Annotated in this window: 22 protein-coding genes; 13 read left to right on the plus strand and 9 right to left on the minus strand. The window is 64.0% G+C overall.

Annotation, left to right across the window (positions count from 1 at the left end; translation table 11 throughout):
* Window positions 1-18: 18 nt before the first annotated feature.
* Both gltA and U1702_RS08755 read left to right on the plus strand, forming a co-directional pair.
* On the plus strand, window positions 19-1,293 hold the full coding sequence (gene gltA / locus U1702_RS08750; protein WP_332723627.1) for a citrate synthase: 1,275 nt from the start codon (window positions 19-21) through the stop codon (window positions 1,291-1,293).
* A gap of 7 nt (window positions 1,294-1,300) precedes the next feature.
* A complete protein-coding gene (locus U1702_RS08755) occupies window positions 1,301-1,492 on the plus strand; it encodes a hypothetical protein (RefSeq protein WP_332723628.1) in 192 nt (63 codons plus the stop codon).
* Window positions 1,493-1,498: 6 nt separating this feature from the next.
* On the opposite strand, the gene U1702_RS08760 is transcribed toward U1702_RS08755, so the two are convergent.
* Genes U1702_RS08760 through U1702_RS08785 form a run of 6 tightly spaced genes read right to left on the minus strand, consistent with a single transcriptional unit; the run spans window position 1,499 to window position 7,308 of the window.
* Window positions 1,499-1,861: an MmcQ/YjbR family DNA-binding protein gene (locus tag U1702_RS08760; RefSeq protein ID WP_332723629.1), complete on the minus strand. Its 363-nt coding sequence runs from the start codon at window positions 1,859-1,861 to the stop codon at window positions 1,499-1,501.
* Between the two features lie 36 nt (window positions 1,862-1,897).
* Complete coding sequence (locus U1702_RS08765; protein WP_443026815.1) at window positions 1,898-3,277, minus strand: sensor histidine kinase; 1,380 nt, start codon at window positions 3,275-3,277, stop codon at window positions 1,898-1,900.
* Entirely contained in the window at window positions 3,274-4,377 is a 1,104-nt protein-coding gene (locus tag U1702_RS08770) for a DUF2336 domain-containing protein (RefSeq protein ID WP_332723630.1), read from the minus strand. The genes U1702_RS08765 and U1702_RS08770 overlap by 4 nt, the downstream gene beginning before the upstream one ends.
* Window positions 4,378-4,413: 36 nt before the next feature.
* Window positions 4,414-5,580 (minus strand): hypothetical protein, encoded by a 1,167-nt coding sequence (locus tag U1702_RS08775; protein ID WP_332723631.1) that lies wholly within the window; start codon window positions 5,578-5,580, stop codon window positions 4,414-4,416.
* A gap of 22 nt (window positions 5,581-5,602) precedes the next feature.
* A complete protein-coding gene (locus tag U1702_RS08780; protein ID WP_332723632.1) occupies window positions 5,603-6,799 on the minus strand; it encodes an exo-beta-N-acetylmuramidase NamZ family protein in 1,197 nt (398 codons plus the stop codon).
* Window positions 6,796-7,308 (minus strand): DOMON-like domain-containing protein, encoded by a 513-nt coding sequence (locus tag U1702_RS08785; protein ID WP_332723633.1) that lies wholly within the window; start codon window positions 7,306-7,308, stop codon window positions 6,796-6,798. Before U1702_RS08785 ends, U1702_RS08780 begins: the two co-directional genes overlap by 4 nt.
* Before the next feature lie 40 nt (window positions 7,309-7,348).
* On the opposite strand from U1702_RS08785, the gene tyrS reads away from it, so the two are divergent.
* Window positions 7,349-8,575 (plus strand): tyrosine--tRNA ligase, encoded by a 1,227-nt coding sequence (gene tyrS / locus U1702_RS08790; protein ID WP_332723634.1) that lies wholly within the window; start codon window positions 7,349-7,351, stop codon window positions 8,573-8,575.
* A gap of 83 nt (window positions 8,576-8,658) precedes the next feature.
* The gene (locus U1702_RS08795; RefSeq protein ID WP_332723635.1) at window positions 8,659-8,988 is read left to right on the plus strand and encodes a PilZ domain-containing protein; all 330 of its coding nucleotides are present in this window, start codon (window positions 8,659-8,661) and stop codon (window positions 8,986-8,988) included.
* Window positions 8,989-9,246: 258 nt separating this feature from the next.
* Here the strand turns inward: U1702_RS08795 and recG are convergent, their stop codons facing one another.
* The gene (gene recG / locus U1702_RS08800; protein ID WP_332723636.1) at window positions 9,247-11,307 is read right to left on the minus strand and encodes an ATP-dependent DNA helicase RecG; all 2,061 of its coding nucleotides are present in this window, start codon (window positions 11,305-11,307) and stop codon (window positions 9,247-9,249) included.
* Between the two features lie 69 nt (window positions 11,308-11,376).
* Here recG and U1702_RS08805 point away from each other — a divergent pair, with 69 nt between their 5' ends.
* Complete coding sequence (locus U1702_RS08805; protein WP_332723637.1) at window positions 11,377-11,643, plus strand: FAD assembly factor SdhE; 267 nt, start codon at window positions 11,377-11,379, stop codon at window positions 11,641-11,643.
* A gap of 277 nt (window positions 11,644-11,920) precedes the next feature.
* Window positions 11,921-15,376 (plus strand): transcription-repair coupling factor, encoded by a 3,456-nt coding sequence (gene mfd / locus U1702_RS08810; protein ID WP_332723638.1) that lies wholly within the window; start codon window positions 11,921-11,923, stop codon window positions 15,374-15,376.
* 79 nt (window positions 15,377-15,455) lie between these two features.
* Here mfd and U1702_RS08815 read toward each other — a convergent pair whose 3' ends face one another.
* Entirely contained in the window at window positions 15,456-16,124 is a 669-nt protein-coding gene (locus U1702_RS08815; RefSeq protein ID WP_332723639.1) for a hypothetical protein, read from the minus strand.
* Window positions 16,125-16,328: 204 nt separating this feature from the next.
* Here U1702_RS08815 and U1702_RS08820 point away from each other — a divergent pair, with 204 nt between their 5' ends.
* Window positions 16,329-17,903, plus strand: coding sequence for a TIGR04141 family sporadically distributed protein (locus U1702_RS08820; RefSeq protein WP_332723640.1), 1,575 nt, complete (start codon window positions 16,329-16,331; stop codon window positions 17,901-17,903).
* A gap of 579 nt (window positions 17,904-18,482) precedes the next feature.
* Window positions 18,483-20,006, plus strand: coding sequence for a DEAD/DEAH box helicase (locus U1702_RS08825; RefSeq protein ID WP_332723641.1), 1,524 nt, complete (start codon window positions 18,483-18,485; stop codon window positions 20,004-20,006).
* Window positions 20,007-20,009: 3 nt separating this feature from the next.
* On the opposite strand, the gene U1702_RS08830 is transcribed toward U1702_RS08825, so the two are convergent.
* Window positions 20,010-20,897 carry a tetratricopeptide repeat protein gene (locus U1702_RS08830; protein ID WP_332723642.1) on the minus strand — a complete coding sequence of 296 codons (888 nt, stop codon included), beginning with the start codon at window positions 20,895-20,897 and terminating at the stop codon, window positions 20,010-20,012.
* Window positions 20,898-21,162: 265 nt separating this feature from the next.
* On the opposite strand from U1702_RS08830, the gene U1702_RS08835 reads away from it, so the two are divergent.
* From U1702_RS08835 to atpD, 5 genes are read left to right on the plus strand one after another with little or no spacing between them, the layout of a single operon-like run.
* Window positions 21,163-21,717 carry a F0F1 ATP synthase subunit delta gene (locus tag U1702_RS08835; RefSeq protein ID WP_332723643.1) on the plus strand — a complete coding sequence of 185 codons (555 nt, stop codon included), beginning with the start codon at window positions 21,163-21,165 and terminating at the stop codon, window positions 21,715-21,717.
* Between the two features lie 11 nt (window positions 21,718-21,728).
* Window positions 21,729-23,258 (plus strand): F0F1 ATP synthase subunit alpha, encoded by a 1,530-nt coding sequence (gene atpA / locus U1702_RS08840; protein ID WP_332723644.1) that lies wholly within the window; start codon window positions 21,729-21,731, stop codon window positions 23,256-23,258.
* A 55-nt stretch (window positions 23,259-23,313) separates the two neighbouring features.
* Window positions 23,314-24,204 (plus strand): F0F1 ATP synthase subunit gamma, encoded by an 891-nt coding sequence (locus tag U1702_RS08845; protein ID WP_332723645.1) that lies wholly within the window; start codon window positions 23,314-23,316, stop codon window positions 24,202-24,204.
* 1 nt (window position 24,205) lies between these two features.
* Window positions 24,206-24,808: a hypothetical protein gene (locus U1702_RS08850; RefSeq protein ID WP_332723646.1), complete on the plus strand. Its 603-nt coding sequence runs from the start codon at window positions 24,206-24,208 to the stop codon at window positions 24,806-24,808.
* Window positions 24,809-24,839: 31 nt separating this feature from the next.
* A complete protein-coding gene (gene atpD / locus U1702_RS08855) occupies window positions 24,840-26,369 on the plus strand; it encodes a F0F1 ATP synthase subunit beta (RefSeq protein ID WP_332723647.1) in 1,530 nt (509 codons plus the stop codon).
* Window positions 26,370-26,407 lie beyond the last annotated feature (38 nt).

A 26,407-nucleotide genomic window follows, 5' to 3' on the forward strand; every position in this document is an offset into this window, starting at 1 on the left:
AGCAAAAGGAAGACGAATATGACCGACTCCACCCTCCCGATCGGCGATAAAACCTATCCGGTACGTCAGGGTAGCGTCGGTCCGGAAGTCGTCGATATCCGCAAATTCTATGCGCAGTCGGGCATGTTCACTTACGACCCCGGCTTCACCTCGACCGCATCGTGCGAGAGCGGCCTGACCTATATCGATGGCGATCAGGGCATCCTGCTGCATCGCGGCTATCCGATCGACCAGCTCGCCGAGAAGTCGAGCTTCATGGAGGTCGCGTACCTGCTGCTGAACGGCGAACTGCCCAGCAGCCAGGAATTCGAGAAGTTCAACTACACGATCAGCCGCCACACCATGCTGCACGAGCAGTTGGCGACCTTCTACCGCGGTTTCCGCCGCGATGCGCACCCGATGGCGATCATGTGCGGCGTCGTCGGCGCGCTTTCGGCCTTCTACCACGACTCGACCGACATCTCTGACCCGCATCAGCGCATGGTCGCCAGCCACCGGCTGATCGCCAAGATGCCGACGATCGCGGCGATGGCGTATAAATATTCGGTTGGTCAGCCGTTCCTCTATCCCGACAACAACCTGTCCTACACCGGCAATTTCCTGCGCATGACGTTCGGCGTGCCGGCCGAGGATTATGTCGTCGATCCGGTGATCGAATCAGCGATGGACAAGATCTTCATCCTCCATGCCGACCATGAACAGAACGCCTCGACCTCGACCGTGCGGCTTGCCGGTTCGTCGGGCGCCAATCCGTTCGCGTGCATCGCCGCCGGCATCGCCTGTCTGTGGGGTCCGGCGCATGGCGGCGCCAACGAAGCCGCGCTCAACATGCTTCGCGAGATCGGCCGGCCCGAGCGCATCCCCGAGTACATCGCCCGCGCCAAGAACAAGGACGATCCGTTCCGCCTGATGGGCTTCGGCCATCGCGTATATAAGAATTTCGACCCGCGCGCGAAGGTGCTCAGCCAGGCGGCGACCGAAGTCCTCGACAAGCTCGGCATCAGCGACCCCGTCCTCGACACCGCACGCGAATTGGAACGGATCGCGCTCAGCGACCCCTATTTCATCGACAAGAAACTCTACCCGAACGTCGATTTCTACTCCGGCGTGATCCTGTCGGCGATCGGCTTCCCGACGACGATGTTCACCGTCCTGTTCGCGCTTGCCCGCACCGTCGGCTGGGTCGCGCAATGGAACGAAATGATCTCGGACCCGGACCAGAAGATCGGTCGCCCGCGTCAGCTCTACACCGGTCCGGTGCAGCGCGATTATATCGGACTCGACCAGCGCTGACACGATCATGCGGCGGACCATCCTGACCCTTGTTGGCACTGCAGCGATTCTGATGGGATTGCTGTGGGTCGCGCAGGGGCTGGGATGGGTCAACTGGCCGACGGAGAGCTTCATGATCGCCGACCGGCAATGGGCGATCCGGGGCGCCGTACTGGCAGCAGTCGGCGCGATCACGCTGCTAGTGGTGCGGCGCAGCTAGATTTGTTCAGGTCCGCGCGTCGAGTTCCTTGACCAGCTTCTTAGGCGCCTGCGCCCGATAGCTTTCCTCGATCCACTCGCGGAGCTGATTCGTGTCGGGAATCGCGGCGTCATCTGGCGCAAAGGTAACCCAGCCGCTCTTGCCCAATCCGTACCCGGTCGGCCCGGCAAACGGCAGGTCCAGCGCGACCTCGCCGGTATAGCGCAACTTCACTGACATCTGGAACGAATCGCCGGTGGACAGATAGGCAAAGGTCTTGTCGTTGACCGCCAGGTCCGCATGGTCGGGCCACGGTGCCTTGATATGCGCACCGGGCAACGTCAGCCCCCATGCGCGCAATTCATCGATGATCTTTCGCGCCCTTGTCATCCCCGCAGCATATCACCGCACGGCCACAGCCGGAAATCAGTCGTCCCGCCCCGGCAGCGTCAGCACGAACCGAGCACCCTGTCCCGGTGCGCTGTCCACGGTAATATCCCCGCCCATCGCCCGCGCCAGTCGCCGGGCGATGTAGAGGCCCAACCCGCTGCCCCCCGGTTCCATCGGATCGACGCGACCGAACTTCTCGAAAATCTTGCCCTGATCGTCGCTGGCGATGCCTTTGCCCTGGTCGGCGACGATGACGCAGCCAAGACCGCCCTCGCGCTCGATCCGGATCCATACCGATCCGCCCGGCGGCGAATAGCGCACGGCGTTGCCGATCAGATTGACCATGATCTGGAGCACGCGGCGGAATTCGCCGGTCACCGGCATCCGCTCATCGGCCTTGGGCTTGTCGATCCGCACGTCGGCCTCGCTCGCGCGCACCGCCAGCAGTCCGGCGGCACGGCGCGCGACATCGGCCAGGTCGATCGATTCGGGTTCAACCTCGAAATCGTCGCGCTCGATCGCGCTCAGATCGGCAAGGTCGTCGACCAGCGACAGCAGATGCCGTCCGGCGCTGGCGATATCCCCGGCATATTCGGCGTAATCCGCCCGCAACGGCCCATCGACCTGCGCGCTGATGCTGTCGGCATTGGCGATGATCCGGCTGAGCGGCGTGCGCAATGCGCGGTCCAGCCGCTGGCCGAATTCGGTGGTGAACACCGCTTCGGGCACCGGCTCCGGCGCGACGGTGACATCGTCCGCCGGGTCGATCATCTCGGCCGCACCGGTAAAGCCCGCAAACCGCCCCTGCGCGTCGATACGCGGGCTGGCCGACAGCCGCACGCGCTTGCCCGTGCCACGCAGTTCCGCCGCCTGCCCCGCAAACTGCGTCTGCTCCGCCGCCCCGCTCAGGATCGGCAAAGCGCCGTCCGCATCCGCCTCCAGCGCGAACAGCAATGTCAGTGGCTGCCCCAGCATCGCCCCGGCATCGAACCCGTGCCGCGCGCCTGCCTCGATCGACAGATGCGTGATCCGCATCGCCGCATCGGTTTCCCACACCCAGTCGGCCTCGGCGCGCAGGAAATCGGTCTCGCGGCCTTCATCCGCCACCGCGCGCCACGCGGCACGCGGGCGCCAGCCGCTGACTTCCAGCCGCACGCCGTCGCTATCCGGCTCGGCGCGGACCCACAAATCGATATCGTCCTCACCGTCCGCCGCGACGATGTTGCGGGAGACGGCAATGCCCAGCCGCTGTGCCAGCCGCACGATCGACGCGATCTGCGGCACCGCGATCGGTTCGCCCGGCTTGCCACCGGCGCGTGAATTGAGGTCGGCCAGCCGCGCCTCGGCATGCACCAGCCGCCCGTCGGGGCCGATGCGCCCCATCGCAATCGGCAGATGCGGGTCGATCGCGTTCACGGCACCTGCTCCAGCGCCAGCAATGCCGCGCGGTAATCGGAAGGCAGTTTCAGCGAAGCCAGCGCATCGCGCGCCGCTTCGACATCAACCGCCATGATCGTATCGAGCAAATCGGCAAACGCCTCCAGATCGCGGCGCGGATCGGCTTCGGTCAACGCCACGCCCAGCCGCGCGATGTCCGCCCGCTCGAACCCCAGCGCGCGCAGCGCCACCCACAGCCGCCCGCTTGTCGTGTCGAACGCGATATCGCGCGCCGCCGCATAATCGACGCCCAGCGCATGCGCGAGCAACGCCGCGAACAATGTCACGCGCCGGTCGCCCAGCGCCTCGGTCATCAGCCCTGCCAATTCCCCCGGCTGCGCGGCAATCGCGCCCGCCAGCCGCATCACTGCCGCCTCCAGCCGGTCACCCTCGTCATGCGCCGCCAGGCTGCGTTGCGCCGCATCGGCCAGCGCGCGATCCAGTGCGGCGCGCGATCCTTCGACGCTCGCACCCTTGGCCCGCAATGCCGCCGCCACCCACCACACCAGCTTGTGATGCAATTCCGCCGGCAAATCGGTCTGCGCCAGCGACCCGCTGTCGGGCATGCTGCGCCGTCGGCTTTCGGCGATCAGCACCGCCATCGCGCTTTGCGCGAGCACCCGGTCGGGATGCTGGACGAAGCGGTTGATAAGACTGGGTCGCTCGGGCTCGTCGGACGCCTGCACCTGCATACCGGTCGCCAGCAATTCCTGCCGCACGCGCGCAATCAGTTCGCCGATCAGTTCGACATCGCGCAGCAGTCCGGACGCGCTCAACGCGGCAAAAACCCCGCCCTCGGCCTCCAGCGCATCGGCCAGCGCCACTTCGCCCTGCCCGCGCAGCAACCGCGCGCCATGCCCGCGAATCTCGCCCTCGACCGTCTCGATCAGTGCGCGCAACAACCGCGACAGCGCCACCCGCGTGCGCTCGTCCAGCCGACCGTTTTCGGGCAGGAAAAAATCGTCGATCCCCGTCGCCAGCCCGCGATACGCGGCCACGTCCGCCGCCGCGGCATGCGCGAACAGCGTGATGGCACCCTCGGGGACGCCCTCGTTCGTGTCGACAAGTGGGTCGGACATGGTCACCGGACTAGCGGAAGCGTCGTTAATACCAGCCTAAGGCTTTTCCCGTTTGCTCTCAACCGCCGCCGCCAGCGTGACGAATGCATAGATCGCAACCGCCGCCAGCCCCCAGCTCACTCGTCCGGCGCACGCAAAGGGGGCAACCAGCAACAAATACCCCGCCGGGCTACCCCACCAGCGCCGCACCACCGCCTGACTACGCTCCGCGATCAACGTCGCGGCAACCGTCACCAGCGCAAGGATCGCCCCGTCAAACGTCGTATCGGCGCGCGACTCGGTAATGCCCAGCGCCAGAATCACCGCGACCGCCGTCACCGCGATCAAATGCTCCTGCACCGCCGCGCGTTTGTCCTCGCCACGCAGCGCCGACAGCGCCGCCCCGGTCGCCAGCGCCGCCACGCCGGGAATCGCCACCGCTGCACCCCAGGCAAAACCCGCCGCGATCAGGCCGACGGCGGCACCACCCAGCACCACACCGCCCAGCGTGAGCAACCACCCCGGCACGGCCTTCTCGACCACCTTCGGCAATGCCAGCCGCGCTGCCCGCGTGAACACATGCCGATCGGCCCAACTCGTCCGCCGCTCGGTCAGCGCTGCCAATACGGCGTTGCTGCGGCTGGCGAGCGACGCGCCCTCGCGCTCCACCCCATGCCCGGCGCGCACCGCACTGGCGGGCAGCACGATCTGCTCCGCCCCCGCCTGCACGATCGCGCGCAACAGCGTGGACTGGAAATCATAGTCCGCCGGAAACGCCGCGATATCCGCGATCCGCTGCGCCGGTGCGCGCGCCACCCCGGCCCAGCAATTGCGCGCATCGATCCGCTCCAGCGACGCGGACGGCTCCTGCGTCACCATGATCGCGTCGCCGCCCTCCGCCGCCATCCGGTCGACGACGTCGTCGGTGGTGACCAACCCATCGGCCAGCACGACGAAGCTCGACAGTGGATGCGCCTTCGCCGCCGCCTCCTCCGCCGATCGCACGACATCGACGGGCACGCCGCGCTTCGCCGCCCGGCTCACCGCGCCCAGCAGCGCCGGCGTCACGCGCGTGACGGCGACCAGAATATGCCCCGCCCCGGCCCCGACCAGCAGCCGCGCCTGATACTCGAGCAGCGTCATGCCCCCGAACGGCAGCGTCGCCGCCAGCGTCCCGGGCTTGTCGCCTGCATCCTCCGTCGCAAAAATGAGCCCCGCCAACATGGCTCAAGCGGTTAGGCCAAAGTCAGTAGCGAAGGAAGGGCCGCCGCACATCTTCCCACGCCGCCTCGTCCGGCCGCGTCACCGCATCCAGATCGCCCGCTACCGCCGCCGCATCATCCACCCACTCGCGCAATCCCGGCCCGCCATTGATCACGTCGATCGCCAGCTTGCCGAACTCATACTCATAGGGGAAATCGCGCCACAGATCGTAATCGGGATACAGCGCCCGGATCGCCTTGAACCCCGCCGCCTGCACCCGCCATGGGCGGAACGCGGCATGGTCATAGCCCGACCCCTCGGCATGGATGAACACGCCGTGGCACAATTCGCCGACATGCTTGTGAAAGGTCGGCTGAAACCACAAATCCCGCAACGTGCAGCCCGTCAGCCACTCGGGCGCGATCCGCCGCATGTCGGCGATCACCGCCTTGGCATCGATATCCGGCGCGCCGAACAGCTCCAACGCGCGCGTCGTCCCGCGGCCTTCGGACAGATTCGTCCCCTCCAGCATCACCGTGCCCGCATAGCCGCGCGCCATATTTACGTTCGCCGCATTCGGACTGGGATTGATCCACACCCGATCGACCGGCCAGCCGAATCCTGGCGCAGCATCGGGCTCCCACCCCTCCATCTCGATCACGCGATAATCGACGTTCAGCTTGAACTGGTCGATGAACCACGCGCCCATCTCGCCCAGCGTCATCCCGTGCCGCATCGGCATCGGCCCCGCACCGACAAAGCTCTCCCAGCCGGACAGCAAGGTCAGCCCCTCGACCGGACGCCCTGCCGGATTGGGCCGGTCGAGCACCCACACCGCCTTGCCATGCGCAGCGGCCGCCTCCAGCATATAGAGCAACGTCGTGACATAGGTGTAGATGCGGCATCCCAGATCCTGAAGATCGATCAGCACCACGTCGAACGTATGCATCGACTGCCCGGTCGGACGCCGCACTTCGCCATACAGGCTGAACACCGGCATCCCGTAAGTGGGATCGGTATAGTCCGGCGACTCCATCATATTGTCCTGCAAGTCGCCGCGCACGCCATGCTGCGGCCCGAACATCGCGGACACATTCACCCCCGCCGCGACCAGCGCATCGACGCTGTGCGTCAAATCCGCCGTCACCGACGCCGGATGCGCGAGCAGCGCGACGCGACGTCCCTTAAGTTGATCCAGAAGCGCGGGGTCGGCGAGCAGCCGGTCGATACCGAAGTTCATGCGACGCGAGGTGCGGGAATCGAAAGCGCGAAGCAAGCGTCATGGTGGAAATCGGGTCCCCCGTCCGGATGCGCCAGCGCCCAATAGGATTTGCTCCCGTCCGCTTCCTCGATCACTGCATTCAGCGCCACGCGCCAGTCGCCTTCCGGCAAGTCTGAAAGCGACAGCGCCACGGTCCAGCTATCTCCGTCCCGCGCGATCGCCGGTGCCGCCGTGACCGCCATATCGCGCATTCCCGCACGATAGCCGTCGAACGCATAGGCGGCCCAGCGGGTGGAAGGCGAGAAGTTGAATTCGACATAGGCGTCCCCCCCATCCGGCTTGATGAACAGCTCGAAACACGTCGTCCGCCACAATTCGTCGGTGCGCTCCGGCACCGCGATCGTCGGCAAGCGCAGCGCCGCTGCCCCGGCGACCTCGAACCGCAATCGATCGGGCGCGAATGTGACGTGCACTCGGCCGACCGCGACGGGCGGCGCGTCGGAATGGGGAATCAGGTCGAACTGCATGTGTTTCACCTCACACAAATTGTGCTAACGGCGCGACGCAATGACCGAATACGCATCCGCCCTGCTCCGCCTGTTGTCCGACCGTGGATATATCCACCAGGTCACCGACGCCACTGCGCTGGATGCGCTGGCGAACAAACAGGTCGTGCCCGGCTATATCGGCTTCGACCCCACCGCCCCGTCGCTCCACGTCGGCAGTCTGGTTCAAATCATGCTGCTGCGCCGCCTCCAGCAATCGGGCCACAAGCCCATCGTCCTGATGGGCGGCGGCACCGGCAAGGTCGGCGATCCCAGCTTCAAGGACGAAGCCCGCAAGCTGATGACGACGGAGACGATCGCCAGCAACATCGCATCGATCAAGACGGTGTTCGAAAAGTTCCTGACCTTCGGGGACGGCCCGACCGACGCGATCATGCTCGACAATGCGACGTGGCTCGACGCGCTCGAATATCTTCCCTTCCTGCGCGATTACGGCCAGCATTTCTCGGTCAACCGCATGCTCAGCTTCGACTCCGTCAAACTGCGGCTCGACCGCGAACAATCGCTGTCGTTCCTCGAATTCAACTACATGATCCTTCAGGCATACGACTTCCTCGAACTCAATCGTCGCCACGCCTGCCGCCTGCAAATGGGCGGGTCGGATCAATGGGGCAACATCGTCAACGGCATCGAACTCTCGCGCCGTGCCGACGGTGCGGAGGTCTATGGCGTCACCACCCCCCTGATCACCACGGCGGACGGCGGCAAGATGGGCAAGACCATGTCGGGCGCGGTGTGGCTGAACGAGGATCAGCTGTCGCATTTCGATTACTGGCAATTCTGGCGCAATACCGACGACCGCGACGTCGGCAAGTTCCTGCGCCTGTTCACCGACCTGCCGCTGGACGAGATCGCCCGCCTCGAAGCACTCGAAGGCGCGGAGATTAACGAGGCCAAGAAAATCCTCGCCACCGAAGCCACCGCCATGTGCCGGGGCCGCGATGCCGCCGAGGCTGCGGCGGAAACCGCACGGAAAACCTTTGAGGAAGGCGCGTCGGGCGAATCGCTCCCGACCTTCGCGGCCTCAGGCGAAATCAGTGTCGTGGACGCCCTGATCGGCCTCGGCTTCGCCGCGTCGAAGGGTGAGGCCCGCCGCCTCATCAAGGGCGGCGGCGCACGCGTCGCGGGCGAAAAAATCGAAGACGAAACGGCAACGATCAACGTCAGCGCGGACCCGGTGCGGGTCTCGGCGGGAAAGAAGCATCACGGACTGCTGACCCCGGCATAAGGGTTTCGCTAACCAGTTCGCTTGCGGTCGCGTTTACGCCCGCGCTTTACCCCTTTCCTTACAGGGACTTGGGGAATGAGTGCGTGACCTATCAGTTCGCAAATCTCGCGGGTGCCGCCACGACCGACCGGCGCGTAAACGAACGCGATGAAATCCATTACCGCGCCCGCGCGTTCGGCCCGGATGCCCAACCGCGCAACCTGTTGATCGTCAACCTGTCCCCGCACGGCCTGATGGCGCGCTGCGACACCGAATTTCAGGTCGGCGATCGGCTGCGCGTGATGCTCCCGGTGGTCGGCGTCGCGGTCGCTGAAGTCCGCTGGTGCCTGGGTGGACGGCTCGGCACGCAATTCGACAGCGCGATCGACCTGGCCAGCTATTACGAGCTGATCGCGGTGCTGATGAAGAAGTGAGTGTTTGCTCACACAAAGGCACGAAGGCACGAAATTAGAAGAAGAGATTTCGCGCAAAGACGCAAAGACGCAAAGATTTTTCGCTTGCCGCGCCAGCGGCCTTCAATCGCACTGGCAGGCAATCAACGAGTCGAATTTAGGACGCTTCGCGTCGGTCCCTTTTCTTTGCGCCTTTGCGCCTTTGCGTCTTTGCGCGATCAAACCCTTCTTACTTCTCCTTTTCGTGCCTTTGTGCCTTCGTGTGAAACAAAAAAAGCCCTAACCAGCCCGCAACAACCCCACCGCCGCATCCCGCTCGAACAGATACAGCGCCACCCGCGCCGCCTGCCCCCGCGCGCCCTCCAGCCCGCCATCGCGATCGACCAGCAACCGCGCATCGGCATTTGCCGCCCCGATCAGCTCGGCGAACTTCTCCGGCGGCGCGAGGCGAAACATCTGCTCCCCCGATTGCCGCGTGCCCAGCATTTCGCCCGCCCCGCGCAGCCGCAGATCCTCCTCCGCGATCCGGAACCCGTCATTCGTCTCGCGCATCAGCGCCAGCCGCGCACGCGCCGTCTCGCTCAACGTCCCCCCGCGCAGCAAAACGCACACCGATCGCCCGCCCCCACGCCCGACCCGCCCGCGCAACTGGTGCAGCTGCGCCAGCCCAAACCGGTCCGCCGCCTCGATCACGATCAGCGTCGCGTTGGGCACATCCACCCCCACCTCGATCACCGTCGTCGCCACCAGCACGCCCAGTTCGCCAGCCGAAAAGCGCGCCATCACCGCGTCCTTCTCCGGCCCCTTCATCCGCCCATGCACCAGCCCCACGCGATCCCCGAACCGCGCGTATAGCGCCGCCGCCCGCGCTTCGGCGGCGGCAAGGTCGGTCTTCTCGCTCTCCTCGACCAGCGGGCATACCCAATAGGCTTGCCCCCCGTTCGACAAATGCCGCGCCAGCCCGTCCACCACTTCCGCCAACCGATCCTCGCTGATCACGCTCGTCTCGATCGGCATCCGCCCCGGCGGCATTTCGTCCAGCTGGCTGACGTCCATCTCGCCATGCGTCGCCAGTTGCAGCGTGCGCGGGATCGGCGTCGCGGTCATTACCAGCAGATGCGGCGCGACCTTCGCCTTGGCCTGCAACATCATCCGCTCAGCCACGCCGAAACGATGCTGCTCATCCACGACTACCAGCCCCAGATCGTGGTAATCGACCCCCTGCTGAAAGATCGCGTGCGTGCCGATCAATATGTCGATCGACCCATCCGCCAGCCCCATCAGCGTCGCCTCGCGTACCCGCCCCTTGTCGCGCCCGGTCAGGATTGCGACGTTCACGCCCAGCCCGGAAAACAGCCGCTGCAACGTCACGAAATGCTGTCGCGCCAAAATCTCGGTCGGGGCCAGCAACGCCCCCTGCGCTCCCGCCTCGACCGCGATCAGCAGCGCCATCGCCGCGACCAGTGTCTTGCCCGACCCGACATCCCCTTGCAGCAACCGCAGCATCGGCCGCGACTGCGCCATGTCGCCTTCGATCTCGCCGATCGTCCGCGACTGCGCGGCCGTCAGCGAATAAGGCAACTGCAACCTATCGCGCAGTGGCCCGTCGCCCGCCAGCGCCCGCCCCTTCTTCCCTCGCGCCGCGCCGCGCACCAGCATCAGCGCCAGCTGGTTCGCAAACACTTCGTCATAGGCCAGCCGATCCCTCGCGCGGGTATCCGCCGGATCGGCATGAATCCCCGCCAGCGCCACGCGCCAGTCCGGCCAGCCATGCTTCGCCTTCAAACTCGGCTCGATCCACTCCGGCAGTTCCGGTGCGCGCTCGATCGCCTGCGCTGCCAGCGCCGCCAGCCGCTTCGACGTCATGCCTTCCGACAGCGGATACACCGCCTCCCGCCCACTGCCCGGTTCAACATCCGCCAGCGCCACCACCTCGGGCCGCACGATCTGCAATTCCTGCCCATATTGGTCCAGCCGCCCCGAAACCCAGCGCGCCTCGTTCAACGGCAACAATTTCCGCGCCCACCCCGAATTGCCGCCAAAGAATACCAGGGTCACATAATTGCCCTTGGCATCCACCGCATTCACCCGCGCCGGTGCCCGCGAACTCCCGCCCATGCGATATTCCACCGGCGTCAGCGTGATCGCGATCGTTCGCCCGACATCCGCCTGATCAAGCTCCTCGCGCGGCAGCCGGTCGATGAACCCGGTCGGCAAATGAAATGCCACATCCACGACCTTCGCCAGCCCCAGCCGTTCCAGCGGCTTGGCCAGCGCCGCCCCCACGCCTTTCAGCGCGCTGATCTCGGCAAACAATGGATTGAGGATGTCGGGTCGCATGGCTATTGGCTGCCTACACCCAAGCCGACTGCGCATTCCAGCGCTGTCGGCCAATTTTCGTTGGAAATCATGGACCGCGACATCCGCCTCAAACGTCTCCGCTTCCGCGCCTGGCATCGCGGCGTCAAGGAAGCCGACCTGATGATCGGCGGATTCTTCGACGCGCACCACATCGCCTGGAACGACGCGGAGATCGAGCTGTTCGAGGCACTGCTGGAGGAACAGGATGTCGACATCATGGCCTGGGCAATGGGCGTGCAAACGGTGCCGCCCGAATATCAAGGGACCATCATGGCCGCGCTGAAGACGCTCAACTACGTGCCGATTTCGAAATGACGGATAGTGGCATTGAGTTTGTAGTCGAGGATGTCTTCGCCCTGAGGGGGTCCATTATCGCGACCTGCAACGTTCCGGAAAGTATGTGGCCGCATTTCGAGACCTTCGTCGGAGAGATGCTGCTGACCGCACCCGACGGAACATCGCGAGCGGTTCAAATCCAAGAAGCCAGTCTCTTCACGCACTGCTTTGAGGGTGAGCGAGGCGGCGGCTTCTTATTCGCCAACGATATGACGCCCCGAGATGTGCCTTTAAAATCCATCATTCGAAGAGCCTGATGCCAGATCTCAACCGCATCCTCACTGCCCCCGGCCCGCTGACCCTGTCGGGCGTTCCCGCCGGCTTCCTCCCCTGGCTGCTGGCCGATCTCGCGCGCGCCTCGTCCACCGGCGCAGTCTATATCGCCCCGGACGACGCCGCGATGCGCGCCGTCGCCTCCACCGCGACCTTCTTCGCCCCCGATCTCGACATCATCCAGTTCCCCGCCTGGGACTGCCTCCCCTATGACCGCGCCAGCCCGACCTTACGCATCATGGCCGAGCGCATGGCCGCGCTGCACCAGCTCCAGACCAAGGCCACCAAGCCCCGCCTCATCCTCACCACCGTCAACGCAGCCAGCCAGCGCACCCTCACCCCCTTCCGCGTCCGTCAGCTCACCGCCCGCCTCGCCCCCGGCGAACGCATCGCGCTCGACAAGCTCGCCGTGCTGCTGTCCGCCAATGGCTATGTCCGCACCGACACCGTCCATGACGCGGGCGAGTTCGCCGTGCGTGGCGGCCTGGTCGATCTCTTCCCCACCGGCAGCGAACATGGGCTGCGGCTCGACTTCTTCGGCGACGAGATCGAAAGCGTGCGCACCTTCGACCCCGCCGATCAGCGCACCACCGGGCGGGTGGACGGCTTCACCCTCCTCCCCGCCAGCGAAGCCCTGCTCGACGAAGACACGATCAAGCGTTTCCGCGCCCGCTACCGCGAGAAGTTCGGCGCGACCGCGACCGGCGACCCGCTGTATCAGGCGATCAGCGACGGCCGCCGCCTCGCCGGCATGGAACATTGGCTCCCGCTGTTCGAAGAGCGGATGGAGACGTTCTTCGACCACCTCCCCGACTCCGCCGTCATCGTCCGCGACGCGGGCGACGCCGCTGCGGCAGAGTCCCGGTTCGAGGGGATTGCCGATTATCAGGCCAACCGCGTCCGCGCTCAGTCGACTGACGCCGGCAGCTACCGTCCGCTCGGCACCGACCAACTCTACCTCCTCCCCGACGAATGGGAACAGCGCCTGAAAGCGGCGAAAGCCCACCTCGCCACCCCCTTCCACGAACCCGAATCCGCTACCGTCCTCGACTTCAACGTCGACGGTCCCCGCGACTTCGCCCCCGAACGCGCCAGCGGCACCAACATCTACGAAGCCGTCGCCGACCACCTCGCCAAGCTGCGCAAGGCGGGCAAGAAGCCGATCCTCGCCAGCTATTCCACCGGCTCGCGCGAACGCCTGTCCGGCCTGCTCGCTGACCACGGCCTGACCGGCGCAAGCCAGGCCGACACTTGGCAGCAAGCCTTGGGCTTCGCGGACAAGGGCATCGCCCTCATCGTCCTCCCGCTCGACCACGGCTTCGCCGCGCCCGACGTCGCGCTGCTCACCGAACAGGACATGCTCGGCGACCGCCTCGTCCGCCGCAACAAGCGCAAGAAATCCACCGACGCTTTCCTCGCCGAACTCGCCAGCCTCACCCCCGGCGACCTCGTCGTCCACGCCGAACACGGCATCGGGCGTTACGAAGGCCTCACGCAAATCCCGGTGCAAAAGGCACCGCACGACTGCGTCGCCCTCTCCTATGCCGGCGGCGACAAGCTCTACGTCCCGGTCGAGAACCTCGAGGTCCTCTCGCGCTACGGCTCCTCCGAAGAAGGCGCATCGCTCGACAAGCTCGGCGGCGAAGCATGGCAGCGCCGCAAGTCGAAGATGAAGGAGCGCATCCGCGAGATCGCGGGTGAACTTATCGCCACCGCCGCCGCGCGCGCCGTCCGCCCTGGCGAAGTCATCGAAATCGACCCCGGCGCCTACCCCGCCTTTGTCGATCGCTTCCCGTTCAGCGAGACCGACGATCAGGAACGCGCCATCGGCGAAACGCTCGAAGACCTGTCCGCCGGCAAACCGATGGACCGGCTCGTCGTCGGCGATGTCGGCTTCGGCAAGACCGAGGTGGCTCTCCGCGCCGCCTTCGTCGCGGCGATGGCGGGCAAACAGGTCGCCATCGTCTGCCCCACCACGCTTCTCGCGCGTCAGCATTACACCAACTTCGTCGCCCGGTTCGAAGGCTTCCCGATCAAGATCGGCCGCCTCTCCCGCCTCGTCCCCGCCGCCGAGGCCAAGACCACCAAGGAGGGCGTCGCCGACGGCACGCTCGATATCCTCATCGGCACCCACGCCGTGCTGGCCAAGGGGCTTGAGTTCAAACGCCTCGGCCTCGTGGTGGTGGACGAGGAACAGCGGTTCGGCGTCACGCACAAGGAACGGCTGAAGGGATTGAAGGCCGACGTCCACGTCCTCACCCTCACCGCCACGCCCATCCCGCGCACGCTGCAAATGGCGATGTCGGGCCTGCGCGAGCTCAGCGTGATCCAGACCCCGCCGGTCGATCGCCTGGCGGTGCGCACCTATGTCATGCCGTGGGATCCCATCGTCCTCCGTGAAGCCCTGCTGCGCGAACATTATCGCGGCGGCCAGTCCTTTTTCGTCACCCCGCGCATCGCCGACCTGCCCGACATCGAGAAGTTCCTGCGTGAGGAAGTGCCGGAGGTCCGCTACGTCGTCGCCCACGGCCAGATGGCGCCGACCGAGGTCGAGGAGCGCATGTCCGCCTTCTACGACAAGAAATACGAAGTGCTCGTCTCCACCTCGATCATCGAAAGCGGCATCGACATCCCGTCCGCCAACACGATGATCGTCAACCGCGCCGACAAATTCGGCCTGGCCCAGCTCTATCAGCTGCGCGGTCGCGTCGGCCGCGCCAAGACCCGCGCCTATGCCTATATGACCACCGCACCCCAGCGGATGATGACCGAGTCTGCCGAAAAGCGCCTGAAAGTCCTGTCCGACCTCGAATCGCTCGGCGCCGGATTCCAGCTCGCCAGCCACGATCTCGACATTCGCGGCGCGGGCAACCTGCTCGGCGACGAACAGTCCGGCCATATCCGGGAAGTCGGCTTCGAACTCTATCAGTCGATGCTGGAGGAAGCGATCATGGACGCCAAGGCCGGCGGCATCGCCAACCGCCCGCGCGACCTGTCACCCCAGATCACCGTCGATGCGCCGATCATGATCCCGGAAAAATTCGTCCCCGACCTCGACCTGCGCATGGGCCTCTACCGCCGCCTGAACGAAGTCGAGGACAAGAACGGCATCGAATCCTTCGCCGCCGAACTGATCGACCGCTTCGGCAAACTGCCTGAGGAGACCGAAAACCTCCTGTTGCTGATCGAGACCAAGCTAAACGCCAAGACCGCCTGCATCGCCAAGATCGACGTCGGGCCAAAGGGCGCGCTTGTCACCTTCCACGAGGACAACTTCCCGAATGTCGACGGGTTGCTCGCCTATGTCGCCAAGCTGGACGGCACCGCGAAACTGCGCCCGGACATGAAGCTGGTGGTCGCGCGGGCATGGGCGACGCCAAGGGCGCGGTTGAACGCAGCGCTGCAGATTTCGCGGGGGCTGGCAAAGGCGGCGGGGTGAGGGGTAGTTTCGCGTCTTGATTGGCCGGTTGCTGACTGCTGTCGGCATAGTCGAAGGCACTGACCGTTGAACGACTGGGTTAGAGCGTATCGTCAATAAGAATTCTGAAGTTCGGCTGTGTCCCAAGCTCGCGCATACGCATCTCCAGTTTAGACCGGACAATCCTAAGGAGCACCTTTGGCCGCTCTTCGGTCAAGTCAATCTTGAGGCTATTGCCCGACAGCTTGTCCATAGCGACGATGGTGAACCTAGCCTCAATCGCATCCTCCACGGCCAGTCGCCAAAGCCACTTGTGTGGTACTGTCTCACGAGTCATCGTCTCGCCCGGCTGCTTTTGCTCGTTCCACTTGTTCCGTAGCGGATAGCCCTGCGCGATATAGTGCTGCGCCCAGTTTGTTTCCGAAACGAAGGACGTGATGGCATCATCGACGCGTTCTATAATCCGGAACCGAGGCACACTTCCGCGCCGCATGATGTCGTACATCAGGCCTTCCACATAGCTCGTCGGACGCACTGTTGCAGTGCCTGCCTCGCGCAACCGGCGGTCCACTCGCGACGCGAAGTCCTTCGACTGGCCTACATAACAGATGAGCGTATTGAACTCGCCGACGTAGTCGGGCGTCGTGGGATCGTGGATTGCATAGGTGACCCACCCCTTTTTTTCGCCCTCAAGCTTCGCTCTATCTCTCTCGCGATCAACTGCTGCACGAAACTGTGGATCCTGCCAATAGCGAGTGAAGCGTTTCACTGGAGCAAGATGCGCGACTGAGAGAAGCTGCGCAATACCCGGGGGGCATTCGGCAACCTTCTCGGCAACTAGCACCATACGTAAACCGCCGACCTACGAAACAGCTAGGCAGCAGAATCTACAAATGTTTTGTAGCGTCATTATTTCAATTCAGTGTCTTAGAACAATCATGATAAGCTAGGCTGATCGGGGGAGAGCGTCGCGATGCCTGACAAAACAAACCGCCTTAATATCTACCTTATCAAGAATGATCCGCAGATTGTTAAGTTTGTGAAGGACGGCGTTGCCGAGACTCAACTGAGCGACGGCAGCATGTTCTACGGCAAAGACTCTTTTGTGCGACAACCTGACTGGGTAGGAGATTTTTTCGGAGTAGAACTTACCGGAAAATTTGATTTCAAAACTACTAGTAGCCGCGGTCTTCTCATTAAAGAGGGAACGTGGAATGGGGAAACCCGCAAATTCGGGGTAACATTCGGTAGCGGACGCTTTTTCCTCGAAGACGGCGTTCTCGAAGAGCGCTTTGGCATGAAGGTGGTGCTCAATAGCGTCGCAAGTGACAGCTTGAGAAGCGTCGATCGCACTGTCCTAGGGTCTTCCCCTCGACAGAGCCGCGAGCAGACCAGTCGGGAGAGCGAGACGTCGAGCTTCGGGATCGACATCGAGCAAGACTTACTAAATGGCGTAACTGGTCGGTCCAACGACGCGCGCTTTGGACGAGTGATATCCGGGCGAGACGCGCTTTCTGTGTCCGTGAAAGTTGATTTCGCTAACCTCGCCCCGCTTCTTTCGGCTTGCGTCGAAAAATACAAAAGCAATGCCTACGAGACCGACTTCAAATGGATCGACCAAATCCGCGACATACGGAATCCGGTTCGAGTTACTGAGCTAAATAAGTGGCTGGTTACAAAGATGGCAGCAGCGGAAATTGAGAGCATCTGGTTGGCGCCGCCGGAAATTGTCGATTGGGTCAAGATTAAGGGCTTCAAATATGGCGCGCCAAAGCGCGGAACGTTGCACGATGATTTAGAAATGGCGGATTTTTTGGCTTCCTTAGACGGGAAGGCTGTCACTCTTGATGTGCTGAAAGGGAGGCTCGTTCACGCCATCGCGGTAGATGATGACGAGTCGATTGAGCACTGGTCGGTGTACCGCTGTATCTATGCCGAAGCACCAATGGGCGCGAACGTCTGCGTACTGAATAACGGTAAATGGTATGAGATAGCAGGGAATTATACTCAGGAAGTACAGCAAGATTTTCAAAATATGCCGGAATCTGCGATCGCGCTGCCTAACTACGCCCATGAAAGCGAAGGCGCCTATAATATTGCCATAGCGAAGGAGATGGCGGGAGCTGTCAGCTTTGATGCGGACATGATTCCGCATGGTGGTGGCCATAGCAAAATCGAGTTTTGTGACATTTTCACGACGGCGAACCAGCTCGTACATATCAAGCGATACAGTGGATCAGCCACCCTTAGTCACCTATTCAATCAGGGTGTTGTAGCAGGCGAACTCTTTGCTTCAGTCGCAGCGTTTCGGGACAAGGTGAACGCTAAGTTACCTCCCGCACGGAAATTCGCTGATACCCAAGCGCGCCCTAAAGTCGAAGATTTTGAGATTATTTTTGGGATTATCATGCCGCCGGGACGGGTGTTCGATATTCCATTTTTTAGCAAAGTAGGTTTGCGAAACGCCAGCCGCCGCCTTCGGGGCTACGGGTACAAAGTTACGAAGCGGGGCATCGCGTCTGATCCACCAGGCGGAAATGACCCCTAGGAACGACCTGAACGCAACAGCGCTTCTGGGTGGACTTCGCGATCAGACAGGGTCAGCTGTTGGGGCGCTCACCTGCCGCGCCCCCTTGCAATGTTGGAGTTCATTTGCTCCCCTCGACCGGTCGAACCCCGACCGCTCTTTGACCCTGTCGATCGCACCGCCGAAGGGCCTCCCGGACCCATCGCGCAAAGTTGACAACCGTAACCCCAAACCCCGCATATGCGTCAACTTCGTCAACCGCACCCGCCCCGTCACCCCGGCCTTGAGCCGGGGTCCGGCTTCCTCGCTCGGGTGACCCACACCACCGCGCCAACACCACCGACCCGGCGAAACCGCGCCCCATGACAACCGATCAAAGTTGACACCCCACCGTCCAAACCACGCAATTGTGTCAAGACTGTCAACCGCTCCCACCTTGACTTCCGGCAGCACTCCTGCCATATCCCCGCCCAGCGAGGCGTTATGCAGCGTGATCGGTCGTGCGCGGGAAACCCGCACGCCCCGGCTCCGCCTCGGTTGATTACAGGCTCCCCTGTCACGCGGGTTGTCACCCCTGGGTCCCATCAAAGTATCACTTTGATGGGGTTCGTTGACCCCGCCTCCGTGCGCGCTTTCGGCGTGCGCGTCGGCTTTATTACAAAGAAGATTCCATTGACGAAATTCGCACATCTCGGCCTGTCCGAGACCACTTTGGCTGCGCTCGCGACCAAGGGTTATACCGAAGCGACCCCGATTCAGGCGCAGTCGATCCCGTCGCTGCTCGAAGGGCGCGACCTGCTCGGCATCGCCCAGACCGGCACCGGCAAGACCGCCGCGTTCATGCTCCCCTCGATCGACCGCCTGATCGCTAGCGGAAAGCGTCCGCAGCCGCGCGGTTGCCGGATGCTCGTCCTCGCCCCGACCCGCGAACTGGCCAGCCAGATCGCCGAGAGCGCGCGTGACTACAGCAAGGGCAGCAAGCTCAGCGTCACGACGCTGTTCGGCGGCACCTCGATCCACAAGAACAAGACCGATCTTGCCCGCGGCGTCGACATCGTCGTCGCCACCCCCGGTCGCCTCGTCGACCTGATCGACCAATGCTATGCGATCCTGCTCGGCATCGAGATCCTGGTGCTCGACGAAGCCGACCAGATGATGGACCTGGGCTTTATCCACGCCCTCAAGCGCATCGTCCGCGAGCTGCCGTCGCAGCGCCAGACGCTGTTCTTCAGCGCCACCATGCCAAAGACGATCCGCGAGCTGGCCGGTCAGTTCATCAAGAACCCGGTCGAAGTGAAGGTGACCCCGGTCGCCACCACCGCCGAGCGCGTCGAGCAGACGGTGACCTTCGTCAATCAGGCGGAAAAGCAGTCGCTGCTCACCATCGCCCTGCGTGACGAAGCGGTCGAGCGTGCACTGGTCTTCACCCGCACCAAGCATGGCGCCGACCGCGTCGTGAAGCTGCTCGCGGCCAGCGGTGTCCCCGCCAACGCGATCCACGGTAACAAGAGCCAGCCGCAGCGCGAGCGGGCTTTGGCCGAGTTCAAGGCGGGCAAGGTCAAGGTGCTGGTCGCCACCGACATCGCCGCACGCGGCATCGACGTGTCGGGCGTCAGCCACGTGTTCAACTTCGAACTGCCCAACGTGCCGGACCAGTACGTCCACCGCATTGGCCGCACCGCCCGCGCCGGCGCCAGCGGCCTCGCCGTCAGCTATTGCGCCGATGACGAGCGTCCGTACCTGCGCGATATCGAGAAGCTGATCCGCCAAAAGGTCACCGTCGTGCCATTGCCGGAAGGGTTCCTCGCCGAATCCGCCCGGATCAAGGCGACGCGCGGCCCCATTCCGGTCAGCCGCGACGAGCAGAACGGCCGTCATGGCCGCACGATGCAGGACCGCAACGCCAGCTATCGCCAGGGCCAGAAGCAGCGCGACCCCCGCGCCAATCCGGTCGGCGGCGATCGTCCACGCGGCGACCGCCAGACGCTGGGCACTGCGGCCCCCCGTGCTGAGGGCGACGCGCCACGCCATTACGGCCCACGCAAAAAGACCTGGTCCGCCCGCCCCGCCGGTCAGGGCGGCAAGGGCAGCACCAGCGGCGCCCGTCAGGGCGGCAACCGCTAAGGATCAACGACGCGGCGTTCGCGCCGCGTCGTCCTCCTGCGCCGCGATCAGCCGGTCGACCCGCTCCAGCCCGGTCGTCGCCTCATTGTTCCCCCGCCCGATCAGCGGCGCGGCGCGGCGATAATATTCGCGCGCACGCGGGAAATCCCCCGCCGCCTCCGCACACAGCCCCAAATCGAACGTGATCGAGGGATGGTTCGGTGCCTGCGCATCCATCACGCCCCACGCCGCGCATGCTGCGCGTAAATCACGCTGCGTCTGCTTGACGATATCCTTGAACGGTCGGTTGAGCGGCTTGGGCAAGCCCTTGGGGCTCTCCCGAAACCGGATGTTGTAGGTCTCCACTGTCGGCGCGATATCGCGGCGGACATCGTCCGCAATCGCCAGCACCATCCCGCGAATCGCCTCCTCCGCCGTCCGCGGCGGATTTTGTCCCCGGCACCAGCTCGTCTCGTCGCGCCTCGGTTTGCCGGTCGAATAGACCACCCGCCCATCATCCCGCCGCGCCAGCCGCAGATCGGCGGTCACGTTGACGACACGCCGGGTGCAGTCGATCTCGACCTCTTCTTCCTTCAGGCACTTGCCGCTGTCCTTGCCGCCCTCGCGCTCGACGCACTTCTTCTCTTTGCGCTTGAATCGGCTTTCCTGAACCCCGCTCGTTACATTGCCACTCAGCACGCCATCGGCATCGCCGCCACGCCCGCCGACGATATCGAAATGCGGCTTACCTTCTATATCCGGCCGCGACAGCGCGCGCTCGATCGCCATTTCCAGCTGCGGCCCGTCCTGCCCCGAAAACCGCCCGATCCGCAGCGACTCCAGCAGCGCCGCTTCCCGATAGGGTGCCGCGAACTTCCCCGTCATCCGCACCGCCTCGGCTCGTGCCGGCATCGCTGCTGCAACACCCGCTAGCACAGCCATTGCCCAAGGAATGCGCCGATTCGCCAATTTCATGTCAGCCCCCTGAAAATCCCGGCACCATCCTAGCCAAGCAATCACCGGGGACAAGCTATGGAGTCGCGTTCTGCCTGCCAGCCGGGTTGCATCCCCCGCCCCCCTTTGCTAGTCGCGCGCCAACCCATCGGGGCTGCCTCATCGGCGCGCCCCTTTTTCGCATGGGGCCATTTTCGAGACTCCGAAGAGGAAGCACGCATCCGTGGATAATTCCGGCGGTATTCAGGCCAGCCTAAGTGGGCGCTACGCGACTGCGTTGTTTGAATTGGCGCGCGACGGCGGGTCGATCGACACCGTCGAATCGAGCCTGTCCACGGTCAAGCGTGCGCTGGCCGAATCGGCTGACTTCGCGTCGCTGACATCCAGCCCGCTGATCGGTCGCAACGATGCCGCACGCGGTGTGGCGGCGGCGGCGAAGGTGCTGGGCCTCGATGCGACCACCAGCAACTTCCTCGGCGTGCTCGCGCAGAATCGCCGTCTGAACGCGCTCCCCGCCGTCATCGCCGCCTTCCGCGCGCTGGCCGCGAACCATCGCGGCGAGATGAGCGCAGAAGTCGTTTCGGCACATCCGCTTTCCACCGATCAGATCGACGGGCTGAAGGCGCAATTGCGCCAGCGCGTCGGTCGTGACGTCACTGTCGACCTTTCGGTCGATCCCTCGCTCCTGGGCGGCCTGGTCGTGAAGATCGGCTCCCAGATGATCGATTCGTCGATCAAGACTCGTCTGAACTCCCTCGCGCACGCGATGAAAGGCTGAAGGCTAAGACAATGGATATCCGCGCCGCAGAAATCTCGAAGGTCATCAAGGACCAGATCGCCAATTTCGGCACCGAAGCAGAGGTCAGCGAGACCGGCCAGGTGCTCAGCGTCGGTGACGGCATCGCGCGCGTCCACGGCCTCGACAACGTCCAGGCGGGCGAAATGGTCGAGTTCGCCAACGGCGTGCAGGGCATGGCCCTGAACCTCGAAGCCGACAATGTCGGCGTCGTGATCTTCGGCTCCGACGCCGAGATCAAGGAAGGCGACGTCGTCAAGCGGACCGGCACCATCGTGGACGTTCCCGTTGGCAAGGGGCTGCTCGGCCGCGTCGTGGACGGCCTCGGCAACCCGATCGACGGCAAGGGCCCGATCGTCTCCGACCAGCGCTCGCGCGTCGAAGTCAAAGCGCCCGGCATCATCCCGCGCAAGTCGGTGCATGAGCCCGTGCAGACGGGCCTGAAGGCGATCGACGCCCTCGTCCCCGTTGGCCGCGGCCAGCGCGAACTGATCATCGGCGATCGCCAGACCGGCAAGTCGGCCGTCGCGATCGACACCTTCATCAATCAGAAGTCGGTCAATGCTGGCGATGACGAGAGCAAGAAGCTCTATTGCGTCTATGTCGCTGTCGGTCAGAAGCGTTCGACCGTCGCTCAGCTGGTCAAGACGCTCGAAGAGAATGGCGCGATGGAGTATTCCATCGTCGTCGCCGCGACCGCGTCGGAGCCTGCCCCGCTGCAGTTCCTCGCGCCCTATACCGGCACCGCGATGGGCGAGTATTTCCGCGACAATGGCATGCACGCACTGATCGTGTTCGACGATCTGTCCAAGCAGGCCGTCGCCTATCGTCAGATGTCGCTGCTGCTGCGTCGCCCTCCGGGCCGCGAAGCCTATCCCGGCGACGTTTTCTATCTCCACAGCCGCCTGCTGGAGCGTGCCGCGAAGCTGAACGATGCCAATGGCAACGGCTCGCTGACCGCACTGCCGATCATCGAAACGCAGGCAGGCGACGTGTCGGCCTATATTCCGACCAACGTGATCTCGATCACCGACGGCCAGATTTTCCTTGAAACCGACCTGTTCTTCGCGGGCATTCGTCCGGCGATCAACGTCGGCCTGTCGGTCAGCCGCGTGGGTTCGGCGGCACAGACCAAGGCGATGAAGAAGGTCGCCGGCTCGATCAAGCTGGAGCTGGCGCAATATCGTGAAATGGCGGCGTTCGCGCAGTTCGGCTCCGACCTCGATGCCTCGACCCAGAAGCTGCTGAACCGTGGTGCGCGTTTGACCGAGCTGCTCAAGCAGCCGCAGTTCAGCCCGCTGCCGTTCGAGGAGCAGACGGTTTCGATCTTCGCGGGCACACAGGGTTATATCGACGCTGTGCCGGTCAACGACGTGGTTCGCTACGAGCAGGCGATGCTCTCGGAAATGCGGTCGAAGCACGCCGATATCCTCACATCGATCCGCGACAGCAAGGATCTGGGCGATGATGTCCGTGCGAAGCTCAAGGACGCGCTCGAAGCGTTCAGCAAGACCTTCGCTTAATCACTGATAACCGTCACCCCGGCGCAAGCCGGGGTCTCGTGCGGTAAGGGAAGACATGGCCTCTCTCAAGGCACTCAAGGTTCGGATCAACTCGGTCAAATCGACCCAGAAGATCACCAAGGCGATGAAGATGGTCGCCGCTGCGAAACTGCGCCGTGCGCAGGAGGCGGCGGAGGCCGGTCGTCCCTATGCGCAGCGCCTCGAAAGCGTCGTCGCCAGCCTCGCCTCCAAGGTGACGGTCAGTGAATCCTCGCCGAAACTGCTCGCGGGCACCGGCAAGGATCAGGTCCACCTGTTCGTCGTCGCCACGTCGGACAAGGGCCTGGCTGGCGCGTTCAACACCAACATCGCCCGCCTCGCGCGCAAGCGCGCCGGTGAGATGATCGCCGAGGGCAAGACGGTGAAATTCTACACCATCGGTCGCAAGGGCCGCGCGGTGCTGAACCGGCTCTATCCGAAAGACTTCATCCACTCGATCGAACCCGGCGATCTGGGCAAGCTCGCCTTTGCCGATGCGCGCGGTTACGCCGAGGATCTCGTCGCCCGTTATGAAGCCGGTGAGTTCGACGTCGCGCACCTGTTCTATTCGAACTTCAAGTCAGTGATGACGCAGGAGCCGACCGAGCAGCAGATCATTCCGGTCGCGCCGACCTCGGTTCCCGAGGGCAAGCCGACAAGCCAGGCCGCTCCCGCCGCCGTGATCTACGAACCGGACGAGGAAGCAATCCTCGCCGACCTGTTGCCGCGCAACGTCGCGATCCAGCTGTTCCGCGCGATGCGCGAGAACGCCGCGTCGGAGCAAGGCAGCAAGATGACGGCAATGGATAATGCCACGCGCAACGCGGGTGACATGATCAAGCGCCTGAACATCCAGTATAATCGCACCCGCCAGGCCGCGATCACGACCGAGCTGGTCGAGATCATCTCGGGCGCGGAAGCCCTGTAATATGCGCGCCGCGTTCCTCCTTCTCCCGGCGATCGCCATGCTCGCGGGCTGCAATGCGCAGCCTGCCGCGCCGACGATTGCCGAGCAGGAAGCAGCGCTGCGCAACGAGGCTGCCGATCTGAAGGGCTGGGACCGCGTGTTCGGCGTGCCATCGGAGACTATGGCTAAACTCAACCAGTTCGGCTTCCGCCTCGGTGCTTATGAAAAGGCCGCCACTGGCTTCGCAGCCAAGGGCGCGGCAATTACGCTGTCGCAGTCGGACGCGAAAAATCCCAATCGCGGCACGGTCGATGTGACCGGCATGGACCCAGCGGCGATCGACCGCATCGTCTTTACGCTGCCGGTCACCGACGAGGCCAATGCCGATACCGCGAAAAAGCGGCTGGCCGACATCGTCAGCGCCTTTCTGTTTCAATATGGCATCAAGGGTGCGGGCGCGCTCGACGCCCTGGCGAAGGAGCAGGCCGCAGATGGCATGATCGACGCTGCCCCCTTTGCGATCGCCGTCACCGGCGACACCCCACGCCGCATCACCGTGACGCTTCAGCGCCCCACGACCTCCGACGAACCGGCTCCCGCAGCCGGCAACACCCAACAACCCTGATCGCAGCATACGCCAAGCAAGGACAAGAGACATGGCATCCGCAGCCCCCATCGCAGAAAAGCCCGCCCGCAAGCCGCGCGCGCCCAAGGCCACATCCGGCACGCCGACCGCAGCAGCACCCGTGACCGGTGCCGCCACCGGTCGCATCAGCCAGATCATCGGCGCGGTCGTCGATGTCAGCTTCGACGGTGAGCTTCCCGCGATCCTGTCGGCGCTCGAAACCGACAATAACGGCAACCGCCTCGTCCTTGAGGTCGCCCAGCACCTCGGCGAGAGTACGGTTCGCACGATCGCGATGGACGCAACCGAGGGTCTGACCCGCGGTCAGGCCGTTCGCGCCACCGGTTCGCAGATCCGCGTTCCCGTCGGCCCGGCAACGCTCGGTCGCATCCTCAACGTCATCGGTGAGCCGATCGACGAGCGCGGCCCGGTGAATGCCGAGACGACGATGCCGATCCACGCCGACGCGCCGTTGTTCGTCGATCAGTCGACCGAAAGCTCGATCCTGGTCACCGGCATCAAGGTCATCGACTTGCTCGCCCCTTATGCAAAGGGCGGCAAGATCGGCCTGTTCGGCGGCGCCGGCGTGGGCAAGACCGTGCTTATCCAGGAACTCATCAACAACATCGCCAAGGGCCATGGCGGCACCTCGGTGTTCGCGGGCGTCGGTGAGCGCACGCGTGAAGGCAACGATCTCTACCACGAGTTCCTCGACGCAGGCGTCATCGCCAAGGATGCCGACGGCAATCCGCAGTCGGAAGGCTCGAAGGTCGCCCTCGTATTCGGCCAGATGAACGAGCCTCCCGGTGCACGCGCTCGTGTTGCGCTGTCGGGCCTGACGATCGCCGAGTATTTCCGCGATGTCGAAGGGCAGGACGTGCTGTTCTTCGTCGACAACATCTTCCGTTTCACCCAGGCGGGCGCGGAAGTGTCCGCGCTGCTCGGCCGTATTCCATCGGCCGTGGGCTATCAGCCGACCCTGTCGACCGACATGGGCGCCCTGCAGGAGCGCATCACCTCGACCAACAAGGGTTCGATTACGTCGGTTCAGGCCGTGTACGTCCCTGCGGACGATCTCACCGATCCGGCCCCTGCAACGTCGTTCGCTCACTTGGATGCGACGACCGTTCTCAATCGCGCAATTTCGGAGCTGGGCATCTATCCGGCAGTCGATCCACTCGACTCCACCAGCCGCGTGCTTGAGCCACGTGTCGTCGGCCAGGAGCATTACGAAACCGCCCGCGCCGTCCAATCGACGCTTCAGAAGTACAAGTCGCTTCAGGACATCATCGCGATCCTTGGCATGGACGAGCTGTCGGAAGAGGATAAGCTGACCGTCTCGCGCGCGCGCAAGATTCAAAAGTTCTTGTCGCAGCCGTTCCACGTCGCCGAAGTCTTCACCGGCATCCCCGGCGCGTTCGTGCAGATCGAGGACACGATCAAGTCGTTCGCGGCTGTGGTCAAAGGCGATTACGACCACCTCCCCGAAAACGCCTTCTACATGGTCGGCGGCATCGATGACGTGATCGCCAAGGCCCAGAAGCTGGCCGCCGACGCGTAACTTTCTCTCTAGCCCTCTCCCGCCTTCACGGGAGAGGG

The sequence above is a fragment of the Sphingomonas sp. LT1P40 genome (assembly GCF_036663835.1).
Classification (GTDB): Bacteria; Pseudomonadota; Alphaproteobacteria; order Sphingomonadales; family Sphingomonadaceae; genus Sphingomonas.